Below are 11,962 nucleotides of genomic sequence, written 5' to 3' on the forward strand. Positions count from 1 at the left end.
ATCGTTCCACAGGAAAGGCGCCCCGTTACAGGGCGCCTTTTTCTTTAGAAAATAGCACGGTCTGGAATACTTGCAGCATCTGGCGTCGTGATTGCAACAGTGTTGGAAAAATGACTGCGCGCATCCCCTCCATTGACCACACCGCTTGAACAGGCAGATAACGCCAAAGCACAGGATAAGAGCATCATATCCAATACCAGCACTGATTTCCTGATCATCATTTTTATTCTTCCTTTTCTGATCGTGGTGACCATACGAGCAGAAAAGAGACCCGTGAAATCTTATGTTTCTATCTGTTCATAAGCACGATTTATGAATGCACTCATGAGCGCCGCATCCCGCAAAACCCCTAATAAAAAAAAGCCGGTGCATCACTGCACCGGCTTTTTCAAAATCCGCTTTTACGCAGGATTCAGGCTTCAACATAGGCCTTGACGATGGTGTCGGGGTCCTTGACCACACCACCCGCGCCGGAACCACGCTTGAGCTGGTCCACATATTCCATGCCTTCCGTGACCTGACCGACGATCGTGTACTGACCGTTCAGATGCGGGCTGGCGGCGAACATGATGAAGAACTGGCTATTGGCGGAGTTCGGGGCCATCGTACGGGCCATACCAACCGTGCCACGTTCGAACTTGGCGGCATTCGTGAACTCGGCCTTGAGGTCCGGATAGGAGCTGCCGCTCGTGCCGGTTCCGGTCGGATCGCCACCCTGAGCCATGAAGCCTTCGATCACGCGATGGAACACCACACCGTTATAGAAGCCTTCTGTGGCCAGCAGCTTGAGACGCTCGGCAGCCAGAGGCGCCAGGTCGGGGCGCAGCTCGATGACCACCTTGCCAGTCTTGAGCTCGAAAACCAGCTTGTTGCCGTCAGGCACTGCAGTATCGGACATCTTGGAACCTTCCAGAAATCGTTGAAGGTTCCTATGTCGGCCCTCGGCCCAGTTTCGACAAGACGATATGTGCAACATCTTCGCTGACGAAGGGCGAAATATCCCCTCCCAGCCGTGCGATTTCCTTCACAATGCGGCTGGCCGTACTGCGATGCTCTTCTGAAGAGAGCAGGAAAACTGTCTCGATTTCGGGCGCCAGACGACGCAACGCTCCTGAAAGCTGGCTCTCGTAATCGAAGTCCCCACCAGAACGCAGCCCACGCACGACCGTCCCAGCGCCCGCCTGACGGACAGCATCCACAAGCAGCGTATCGAAGCCGACAACCTCGATCCGCTCCCCGTGCGGCAGCTTGTCAACCTCATGTCGCAGAGCTGACAGGCGCGCCTCCAGATCAAGAAGCGGCTGTTTGCCTTCATTGACCGCCACCCCGACCAGCAGCCGGTCGAACAGTGCGGAGGCCCGATGGATAATGTCCAGATGCCCGAACGTGACCGGATCGAACGTGCCGGGATAAAACCCGACACGCGGATCCGTCCGCGCCTCAGGCGTCAGATGCAGCATCGTCACCAGCGGAGGGGGCTTCGGAAGCTGCGTCAGACGTTACATCAGGCGCAGTCTCGTCGGTGTCACCCTCTTCCGTATCGTCTTCCAGAACCGGGAAGACACAGATGACGGTTTCGCTGTCATTCAGACGGAACAGTGTCACACCACTAGCCTGACGCGCCATGACGCGCACCTGCGAGACCGGCAGACGGATCAGACGCCCCGTATCCGTGACCAGCATGACATCCGTACCATCAAGCGTCGGCAGCGTGCCCACCACTTCCTTGCCGCGACGGTTCGCAGAGAAGGTCATGTTGGTAATGCCCTGACCGCCACGGCCCGACACACGGTAATCATAAGCCGAGGAGCGGCGGCCAAAGCCACCATCCGTCACGGTCAGAAGAATTTCTTCCTGCTGTTCCAGCTCCTCGAAGCGCTCCTGCGTCAGATCACCGACGATTTCGACAGTTTCTTCATCACCGGAGACGGCCTCGTCCTCGGCGCCATCTTCCAGAACCGCATTTTCAGCACGGCGCTTGGCATTGGCCATCCGCAGATAAGCTGCGCGTTCCTCGACACTGGCGTCGACGTGATTGAGGATACACAGCGAAATCACTGCATCGCCGTCGCCCAGACGGATGCCGCGCACGCCCGTGCTGCCACGACCGGCAAACACCCGCAGCGTCTCGTCCGTAATCTGGAAGCGGATGCAGCGCGCGTTCTTCGTCGCCAGGAACACGTCCTGGCCCTCACGACACGTCGCCACACCGATGAGGGAATCCCCCTCGTCGAGCTTCATGGCAATCAGGCCGGACGCACGGATATTGCGGAAATCGCTCAGACGGTTACGGCGCACATTGCCGCTGGCCGTGGCGAAGGCGAGGTGCAGGTCGTCCCACAGTTCCTCATCCTGCGGCAATGGCAGAACAGCCGTGATGGAATCCGTTCCCAGTTCCGGCAACAGATTAACCAGCGCACGGCCTTTGGCGGTCGGCGCGGCTTCCGGCAGGTGCCAGACCTTCATCCGGTAGGCCTTGCCGCCCGAAGAGAAGAACATCACCCACTGATGTGTATGCGCGTTGAAACTACGGATAATCACGTCATCGCCACGGCGACCCGAGGCCGTACGACCACGGCCACCCCGGTTCTGTGATCGGAAAATCTCCAGCGGCGTGCGCTTGATGAAACCGTCGCGTGTAATGGTCACAACCATCTGCCCCGGCTCGATCAGGCTTTCATCCGTCTGGTCGCCCAGTGCATCGGAGATTTCCGTCGCACGCGGTGTTGCGACTTCCGCACGGGCCGCCAGAAGCTCCTCGCGCATGACTTCCATCCGGCGCGGACGGCTCTCGATGATCTGAAGCAGCTCGCCGATCTTGACAGCGACGTCACCCAGTTCGCCCTGGATCTTCTCGCGTTCCAGACCCGTCAGGCGTTGCAGGCGCAGCTCAAGAATGCCACGCGCCTGCGCTTCCGTCAGACGAACCTTGCCATCGATGATGACATTGCCTTCGTCATGGATCAGTTCGAGCAGCGGAATGACTTCCGAAGCGTCCCATTCCCGCGCCATCAGCGACTCACGGGCCGTGGCAGCATCGGGAGCCGCACGGATCAGCGCGATGACTTCATCGATATTGGCAACAGCCAGAACAAGACCAACCAGCAGATGCCCGCGATCACGAGCCTTGTTCAGATCGAACCGGGCGCGGCGCAGAATGACTTCTTCACGGAAGCGCAAGAAGGCTTCCAGAATGTCCTTCAGTCCCATCGTCCGCGGCTTGCCGTCGTCCAGCGCCAGCATGTTGGCGCTGAAAGAGGTCTGAAGCTGCGTGAAGCGGTAGAGCTGGTTCAGCACCACATCCGGTGTCGCATCGCGCTTGAGTTCGATGACAACGCGCATCCCGGAGCGATCGGACTCGTCGCGGATGTCGGAAATACCTTCGATTTCCTTGGCCCGGACCAGATCGGCGATCTTTTCCTGCAACGTGGCCTTGTTCACCTGATACGGAATCTCGGTGATGATGATGGCCTGACGGTCCTTGCGGATTTCCTCGATCTCGGCACGTGCCCGCACCGGAATGGACCCACGACCCGTCTCATAGGCGCGACGGATACCGCTCCGTCCCATGATGATGCTGCCCGTCGGGAAATCCGGCCCCGGGATGATCTGCATCAGCTCATCAAGTTCGATGGCCGGATTGGCAATCATCGCCAGCGTAGCATCAATGACTTCGCCCGGATTATGGGGCGGGATATTGGTCGCCATACCGACGGCAATACCGGCCGCACCATTGACGAGCAGATTCGGGAAAACCGCAGGCAGAACCTTCGGCTCGTTCTCGCTCTCGTCATAGTTAGGCTGAAAATCAACGGTATCGCGGTCAATATCGTCCAGCAGGAAGGACGACGCCTTGGCCAGACGCGCCTCGGTATAACGCATGGCAGCCGGGCTATCGCCATCGACCGATCCGAAATTACCCTGACCATCGATCAGCTTGACGCGCATCGACCAGTGCTGCGCCATCCGGACCATGGCGTCATAGATCGAGCTGTCACCATGCGGATGGTATTTACCCATCACATCACCGACAGCACGTGCGGATTTGCGATAGGGCTTGTCAGCCGTGAAGCCACTTTCACGCATGGCATAGAGGATACGGCGATGAACCGGCTTCAGGCCGTCCCGCACATCCGGCAGAGCGCGCGATACGATCACGGACATCGCATAAGCCAGATAGGAGGAGCGCATTTCCTCCTCGATCGTCACAGGAAGACGGCCGGAAGAGGGCAGATCAGTCGGCTCGGTCAGCTCGGTCAAGACAGGTCACCACACTAGAATTCAGTTTCTCCAGCATATCGCATGCGTCGTCATCACGCCACACCCGGTGCTGTGAAGCACATTCACCCTTAGTCGAAATCCCGGCCCAGAAGAGTTCGACAAGTGAAGTCGACAAACGAAAGATTAACGAAGTTCTCCAAAATACAGACGAGCGTTAACATCTTATTAACTTGCGGGTACTAATTGAACACGTTAGCAATTCCCAAACACACTCCGGCGAGTCCGTGCCGGAACTTTTTCGGAAAGATCTCCTCATGGCCGATACAACCACCGACGACACCACGCCCGCCGGCAGTGACAACACCAATTACAACACCACAGAGACCAGCTATCATCAGCACGACTATGCTTGGCGGTGGGTTGGCCCCGAAACAGGCGGCGACTGGACCAATCCCAGCAACTGGGTTCTGACCGATGCCGGTCGTACGGTTGATACATCTTCCGACGCCTTCAACGGAACTCCAATTCCCCAGAGTGAGCAGAATGCTGACGTCAACGTCGGATTTTACGGAAACCCGACACCGAACGTCGTCGTCTCCAATGCGGTTCTCTACAATCAGATCCGCAGCCTCAGCGTCTGGCAGAACAGCACCCTGAAAATCACCGCACAGGGTGGAAACGGTAACGTTTTCGCAACAGCCGGTCTTCAGAACAACGGCACCATCATCATCGACACCCCGTCCAAGGTCGAACTCGGTGGCGTGACGTCGGGCAATGGCACCCTGACGATCCTGAACAACAACGGAAATGTGGCATTTGACGACGCGTATCTGAACAACGGCACGCTCAATCTCGTTAATTCAAGCCTCGGCACCCTTGCAACGCCCATCACCGTTGCTGGCGGCACAATCAATCTTCAGCAGAACAGCACGCTCATTGCAAACCTGTACGGCGAAGGCTCCACGATCAACGTCGATCCGGCCACTACCAACACGCTGTATGTCAACGACCGCTTCTCCAACAGCAGCGGCTCCTTGCAGAACACCGTTATCAACGGCGTTTCCGAGAACACCCATTTCGGTATCCTGAGTGGCTCCTCCAGGCCTGTCTCGGCTACGTATGAAGCCAACACCGACGGCTCCTACACGCTGACGATCACTCTCGATAACGGCCACGCCATCACCTATCCGACGGTTCACGTCGCAAACGGCTACACGCCTGCTGCACAGGCCACGATCGTACAGGACGGCTCCAAGGGCTGGCTCATCGAAGACGCTGGCACCACAACGACTCCGGCATCTTATGTCAGCAGTGACCTACATCAGCAGCTCGCCGCAACGGCAGCGACAGCATCAGCGGCCGGTGGTGATCCCTCGCAGTACAGCAACAACGCCATCGGATACCATACGCACGACAACACATGGCGCTGGACCGGTTCTGCCACAGGTGGTGACTGGTACGATCCGAAGAACTGGACGCTGTATGACGGTCGCGGCAACGTCGCTGACACGTCCGGCGATTCCTTCAGCGGCAATGCCGTTCCGCAGAGCGAGCAGAATGCTGACGTCAATGTTGGCTATTACGGCAACCCCACGCCGAGCGTCGTCGTCGCCAACGCGCCGTCCTACAATCAGATCCGCAGCCTCAGCGTCTGGCAGAACAGCACGCTGGAAATTACTGCGCAGGGTGGTAGCACCTATAACGGCTACGTCTTCACGACGGCCGGTTTCGAGAACAGCGGCACGATCCTGATCAACACGCCGTCCAAGGTCGAACTCGGCGGCGTCGCGATGAACCGTGATGAGGGCATCATCACGATCATGAACAACGACAACAACGTCGTGTTCGATACAAACAGCATCAATAATGGCGGCGCGATCAATCTGATCAACGCCACGCTGGGCTCTGCCACCAACGCGCTTTGGGTCAATGGCGGCATCGTCAATCTTTCGCAGAACAGCGGCCTGTTCCTGTATCCGAGCGAGTCCATCAACACCATCAATGTTGATCCGAACACGGTCAACACGGTGTACGTTGAAGCCAACGGCTTCCTGCATAACGATTCATCGAATGCTCAGGGCGTCGTGATCAACGGTGTGTCCTCCAACACACATTTCGGCATCTCCGGTGTGTCTTCCGCCCCGACGGCTGCCACCTACACACCGAATACAGATGGTTCCTACACGCTTCAGGTCACACTGGCTGACGGCCGCCTGATCACCTTCGGCAACATTCACACGGCAAGCGGCTTCGTCCCCGCCGCCAATGCGTCCATCGTTCAGGACGGCAGCAATGGCTGGATCGTCGAAGACAACGGCAATGCGCCCTGCTTCCTCGCTGGCAGCATGATCCGCACGCCGGAAGGCGATGTGGCCGTCGAGACCCTGCGCCTCGGCAGCACGGTTCTGGCCTTCGTGAACGGCGAAACCGTTGAGCGTAAAGTCACCTGGGCTGGCCGCTCCCACATGATCGCCAAGGCCGGTCTGACCGACGCTGAAGCCGGTTATCCGGTCCGCATCATGCAGGGCGCACTCGCCGAAGGCGTGCCTTACAAGGACATGCTGGTCACTCCGGAACACTGCCTGTTCATCAATGGCGGTTTCATCCCGGCCCGTATGCTCGTGAATGGTCGTTCGGTGGTCTATGATCGCTCCATCGCCGTCTATGACTACTTCCATGTAGAAACGGCCGAACACTCGGTCATCATGGCAGACGGCATGCTGACGGAAAGCTACCTCGACACCGGCAACCGCCAGTCCTTCCGTCAGGATGGCAGCGTTGTTTCGCTGGGTGGCCGCGAGCGCAACTGGAATGACGACGCAGCAGCTCCGCTGTCCGTCAGCCGGGATGTGGTGGAGCCGATCTTCCGCGAGATCGAAGCCCGCGCCATCGCCGCAGGAATCGAAAACACGGTTGCTGCTCCGCTCCTGACCGAAGACGCTGGCCTGTACCTCGTCGCCAGCACGGGCCAGACCATTCATCAGGTCCGCACCGCCAATGGCCGTGCAATGTTCATGATCCCGTCCGACGTGACCGGCGTTCGCATCATGTCCCGCACGTCCAGCCCGAGCGAGACGGTCGGACCGTTCGTGGATGACCGTCGCGAGCTCGGCGTTCTGGTCGGTGAAGTCACGCTGTTCGACTCGGGCAACACGATCCGCATCGACCAGCACCTGACGGACGCAGACCTGTCCGGCTGGGACGTTCAGGAGAACACCGCAGTCCGCTGGACGAACGGCAACGCCATACTGCCGCTGACGGCCCGTCAGCCGAACAGCCTCGGCATGCTCGCCATCCAGATCCTGGCCGCTGGCCCCTATCTGGTGACGTCGGAAGAAAACGCAGCCCTGACCGCCTGAAGCCAGCCGGTCTGAAATGAAAAAGCCTCACCCTTTCGGGGGTGAGGCTTTTTTTTGGTCTGCACCACAGTCACAAAAAACCCCGGAGGCCTGAGCCTCCGGGGTTTTCAACATTCAAAAGCCGTATGCGACCCTGAATCTCAGAACGGAATTTCATCGTCCAGATCGTTGTCCGGCGGGGCATCCCAGCCGCCATTGCTGCCGCCCGAACGACCGCCGCCAGAAGCTCCGCCGGAATTCCCACGGGAACCACCAAAGCCACCGCCCGAGCCGCCAGCGGAGCCACTACGGCTGCCACCACCGAAGCCGCCGCTATTGCCACCGCCATAGCCGCCACCGTTGTCAAAGCCACCATCATCGCCGCCACCGCTGCGATTGCTGTCGATCAGCACCAGATCCCCACGGAACCGGTCGATCACGACTTCAGTCGTGTATTTTTCCTGGCCGGACTGGTCGGTCCACTTCCGGGTGCGGAGTTCACCTTCGATATAGACCTTACGGCCCTTGCGCAGATAACGCTCGGCGACATCAGCCGTCCGCTCGTTGAAGATCACCACACGATGCCACTCGGTGCGCTCTTTGCGCTCACCCGACTGCTTGTCGTTCCAGGTGTCGGACGTCGCAACGGTCAGGTTGACGATTTTGCCGCCCGACTGCGTGTTGCGAACTTCCGGGTCCTTCCCCAGATTTCCGACCAGAATCACCTTATTGACGCTGCCTGCCATTCCCGTCCCAACCAATTTTCTCGAATTGTTCTTTTCATACGTGCGTAAGTTCCCATCTAATGGGGAACAATCCAACGCCATTCAAGCGCGTTCGATCTCACAACTGCCTTTTCTCCACATTCCGGGGTCTCCGTGAGCTTTCCAGACAATCATTCGATCCGCGTTCGTGGGGCCCGCGCCCATAACCTCAAGAACATTGACGCTACGATCCCGCGGGATTCCCTGACGATCATCACGGGCCTCTCCGGTTCCGGAAAATCCTCACTGGCCTTCGATACGATCTATGCCGAGGGGCAACGACGCTATGTGGAAAGCCTTTCCGCCTATGCCCGCCAGTTCCTTGAGCTGATGGGCAAACCGGACGTGGACTCTATCGAGGGCCTCTCCCCGGCCATCTCGATCGAGCAGAAAACCACGTCCAAGAACCCCCGTTCGACCGTCGGCACGATCACGGAAATCCACGACTACATGCGCCTGCTTTGGGCGCGCGCGGGGATCCCCTACTCCCCAGCGACCGGCCTGCCGATCGAGGCGCAGACCGTCAGCCAGATGGTGGACCGCGTCATGGCCATGCCCGATGGCATGCGCATGATGCTGCTCGCCCCCGTCGTGCGAGACCGCAAGGGCGACTGCAAACGCGAACTTGCCGAACTGACGCGCAAAGGCTTCACGCGCGTAAAGATCGACGGTGAACTCTACGAAATCGCCGAGGCCCCGGAGCTGAACCGCAAGACGCGCCATAACGTCGAAGTCGTCGTGGACCGGATTGTCGTCAAGGAAGGGCTCGAATCCCGCCTCGCCGACAGCTTCGAGACCGCCCTCGAACTCTCGGACGGCTTGGCCTATGCCGAGGAAGTCAAACGCGCAGGAGAAAAAGAAGCCCCGGCGCATGTCGTGTTCTCGTCGCGCTTCGCCTGCCCCGTCTCCGGCTTCACGATCGAGGAGATCGAGCCGCGCCTGTTCTCCTTCAACGCCCCGATGGGCGCCTGCCCGGTCTGTGACGGCATCGGCACCGAAACCCATTTCGACGAAAACCTGATTGTCCCGGATGACAGTCTGACCCTAGCCGAAGGGGCCATCGCCCCTTGGAAGGGCTCAAGCACGGACTGGTACGACCAGACGCTCGCCGCCCTCGCCCGCCATTGCGGCGATGACATGCACACACCCTGGTCCGACCTCCAGCCCGCCACGCAAGACCTCATCATCAACGGTTCCAAAGAGCCGATCGACATTCCCTATACCGACGGCGGGAAGGTCCATATCGTTACCAAGCCGTTCGAAGGCGTGCTGAAGAACCTGCGCCGCCGCATGGCGCAAACCGACAGCATGTGGGTGCGCGAAGAACTGTCGCGTTACCAGTCCGAAAAACCCTGCCATGCCTGCCACGGCGCACGACTTAAACCCGAGGCGCTGTGCGTGAAGGTCAAGGACCTCAACATCGCCGAAGCCTCGGACATGCCGATCCGCAAGGCGCTCGACTGGTTCTCCGGCGTGGAAGCGACACTGACGCCCCAGCGCGCCGAAATCGCCCGCCGCATCCTGCGCGAAATCACGGATCGCCTACACTTCCTCGACGATGTGGGGCTGGACTACCTCACCCTCTCGCGCGGTTCCGCAACCCTGTCCGGCGGCGAAAGCCAGCGCATCCGTCTGGCATCGCAGATCGGTTCGGGCCTGACGGGCGTGCTGTATGTGCTGGACGAGCCTTCCATCGGCCTGCACCAGCGCGACAACGAACGCCTGCTCGGTACGCTCGAACGCCTCAAGCGCCTCGGCAACACCGTCATTGTCGTCGAACATGACGAGGACGCCATCCGCGCGGCAGACTATCTGATCGACATGGGACCGGGTGCAGGCAAACTCGGCGGCGAAGTCATTGCCGTCGGCACCCCGGCAGAAGTCGCCAAGAACCCCAACAGCATCACGGGCGCCTATCTGTCAGGCCGCAAGGTCATTCCCGTTCCGACCGAACGCCGCAAGCCCAGCGGTATGCTCACCCTGCACGGCGCACGCGGGAACAACCTCAAGGATCTGACGGTCGATTTCCCGCTCGGCACCTTCATCGCCGTCACGGGCGTTTCGGGTGGCGGCAAATCCACGCTGGTCATCGACACGCTCTATAAAGCGCTGTCCCGTCAGCTCATGAAATCGAGCCAGACGCCACTGCCCTATGACCGTCTGGAAGGCGTGGACAATCTCGACAAGATCATCGAGATCGACCAGTCCCCGATCGGCCGGACCCCACGCTCCAACCCCGCGACCTATACAGACCTGTTCGCGCCGATCCGCGACTGGTTCGCCGAACTGCCCGAGTCCAAGGCCCGCGGCTACAAGCCGGGCCGCTTCTCCTTCAACGTGAAGGGCGGGCGCTGCGAAGCCTGTCAGGGCGACGGCGTTCTCAAGATCGAGATGCACTTCCTGCCGGACGTGTACGTGACATGCGACACCTGCAAAGGCGCACGCTACAACCGCGAAACGCTGGAAGTGAAATTCCGCGGCAAATCCATTGCGGACGTGCTGGCCATGACCGTAGACGAGGCCCTGCCATTCTTTCAGGCCGCCCCAAAAATCCGCGACCGTCTCGCCATCCTGCAACAGGTCGGGCTGGGCTATGTCGCCCTCGGCCAGCAGGCCACCACGCTTTCGGGCGGTGAGGCCCAGCGCGTCAAGCTGTCGAAGGAACTGGCCAAGCGCGCCACTGGCCGCACGGTCTATATCCTTGATGAGCCCACAACCGGGCTGCACACCGAAGACGTCCGTAAGCTGCTCGAAGTGCTGCACACCCTCGTCGATCAGGGCAACACGGTGCTGGTGATCGAGCACAATCTCGAAGTCATCAAGACAGCCGACTGGCTGATCGATATTGGCCCCGAGGGCGGTGACGGCGGCGGTCAGGTCGTCGCAGCCGGAACACCAGAAGACATCGCTGCGTGCAAAGCCAGCCATACCGGCCGCTTCCTCGCCCCGCTTCTGGACGCGCCGGGCGCAAGACAGCCGCGCAAAGTCACGGCCACCAAAATCACCCAAGCCATGCTCGCCGCCAGCCTGCCACCGCCAAAAGCCGAGCGCACAGCCGTGAAAAAGGCAAAGACCATCAAGGAAAAGGCCCCAGAAAAAGCCGACACCGAAAAGAAGCCCAGAGGCCGCCCCGCCGGGTCCCGCAATAAGACCAAAGCCTGAGCCCGGTCGGCTCGCCGGACACAAGCATCGTCACTGGCGATGATGATGCTTGGGTTGGCACGACATGAGGTTGACACCGGCCGAATCTTCAAAACGGTCCGGATGCGCCGTGAGAGGCATGGACACGACATCGTCGCTCCGATGGTCAGCATAGACGAATATCATATAGTAAGACTGGTCGTCGTACGAAGGATCACCATCAAACATTTTGTCCCATTCCAGCAGATCACGCCGCAATGGCGATCCGGCACCGTTGCTCTGTGTCCAGACCGCCGACTTGCAGATCGAGGCACGCTCAACACGCACAATCAGCCGTCCGTTAAGTGTTGCCTTTCCATCAAGCTCCTCGTTGAGCACGATATTGAGGTTATGGGTTAACTCCTCCAAGGATTCCGGCTTGGCCCCCGCGAAAGCAGTGCCGCCGATAGCAATGGCAAAAATTAGGCCGAGAACAACGCGAATCATTGATTTTATCCC

The 11,962-nt window shown here is 59.5% G+C and carries 8 protein-coding genes; 2 read left to right on the top strand and 6 right to left on the bottom strand.

What is annotated here, in order from left to right; genetic code table 11:
- Nucleotides 1-44: 44 nt before the first annotated feature.
- From ABDK74_RS08235 to gyrA, 4 genes are all read right to left on the bottom strand, one after another.
- Entirely contained in the window at nt 45-221 is a 177-nt protein-coding gene (locus ABDK74_RS08235) for a hypothetical protein (protein ID WP_346003432.1), read from the bottom strand.
- 191 nt (nt 222-412) lie between these two features.
- Entirely contained in the window at nt 413-898 is a 486-nt protein-coding gene (locus ABDK74_RS08240; protein ID WP_346003433.1) for a peptidylprolyl isomerase, read from the bottom strand.
- 31 nt (nt 899-929) lie between these two features.
- On the bottom strand, nt 930-1,460 hold the full coding sequence (gene coaD / locus ABDK74_RS08245) for a pantetheine-phosphate adenylyltransferase (protein WP_062031083.1): 531 nt from the start codon (nt 1,458-1,460) through the stop codon (nt 930-932).
- A complete protein-coding gene (gene gyrA / locus ABDK74_RS08250) occupies nt 1,441-4,251 on the bottom strand; it encodes a DNA gyrase subunit A (RefSeq protein WP_408874505.1) in 2,811 nt (936 codons plus the stop codon). The genes coaD and gyrA overlap by 20 nt, the downstream gene beginning before the upstream one ends.
- Nucleotides 4,252-4,535: 284 nt before the next feature.
- Between gyrA and ABDK74_RS08255 the strand changes: the two genes are divergently transcribed.
- Nucleotides 4,536-7,580: a Hint domain-containing protein gene (locus tag ABDK74_RS08255; protein WP_346003435.1), complete on the top strand. Its 3,045-nt coding sequence runs from the start codon at nt 4,536-4,538 to the stop codon at nt 7,578-7,580.
- A 140-nt stretch (nt 7,581-7,720) separates the two neighbouring features.
- Here the strand turns inward: ABDK74_RS08255 and ssb are convergent, their stop codons facing one another.
- Complete coding sequence (ssb, locus tag ABDK74_RS08260; RefSeq protein WP_346003436.1) at nt 7,721-8,305, bottom strand: single-stranded DNA-binding protein; 585 nt, start codon at nt 8,303-8,305, stop codon at nt 7,721-7,723.
- Between the two features lie 132 nt (nt 8,306-8,437).
- Between ssb and uvrA the strand changes: the two genes are divergently transcribed.
- Nucleotides 8,438-11,485, top strand: coding sequence for an excinuclease ABC subunit UvrA (gene uvrA, locus ABDK74_RS08265; RefSeq protein WP_346003437.1), 3,048 nt, complete (start codon nt 8,438-8,440; stop codon nt 11,483-11,485).
- A 30-nt stretch (nt 11,486-11,515) separates the two neighbouring features.
- Here the strand turns inward: uvrA and ABDK74_RS08270 are convergent, their stop codons facing one another.
- The gene (locus tag ABDK74_RS08270) at nt 11,516-11,950 is read right to left on the bottom strand and encodes a hypothetical protein (RefSeq protein WP_346003438.1); all 435 of its coding nucleotides are present in this window, start codon (nt 11,948-11,950) and stop codon (nt 11,516-11,518) included.
- Nucleotides 11,951-11,962: the final 12 nt, after the last annotated feature.

This window comes from Gluconobacter sp. OJB, assembly GCF_039638275.1.
Classification (GTDB): Bacteria; Pseudomonadota; Alphaproteobacteria; order Acetobacterales; family Acetobacteraceae; genus Gluconobacter; species Gluconobacter cerevisiae.

Bases quoted from the DNA above. Each gene is read 5' to 3' on its own strand.
- ABDK74_RS08255 (WP_346003435.1), top strand. From the start codon at position 4,536: ATGGCCGATACAACCACCGACGACACCACGCCCGCCGGCAGTGACAAC.
- ABDK74_RS08235 (WP_346003432.1), bottom strand. From the start codon at position 221: ATGATGATCAGGAAATCAGTGCTGGTATTGGATATGATGCTCTTATCC.
- ABDK74_RS08240 (WP_346003433.1), bottom strand. From the start codon at position 898: ATGTCCGATACTGCAGTGCCTGACGGCAACAAGCTGGTTTTCGAGCTC.
- ABDK74_RS08270 (WP_346003438.1), bottom strand. From the start codon at position 11,950: ATGATTCGCGTTGTTCTCGGCCTAATTTTTGCCATTGCTATCGGCGGC.
- coaD (WP_062031083.1), bottom strand. From the start codon at position 1,460: ATGCTGCATCTGACGCCTGAGGCGCGGACGGATCCGCGTGTCGGGTTT.
- ssb (WP_346003436.1), bottom strand. From the start codon at position 8,305: ATGGCAGGCAGCGTCAATAAGGTGATTCTGGTCGGAAATCTGGGGAAG.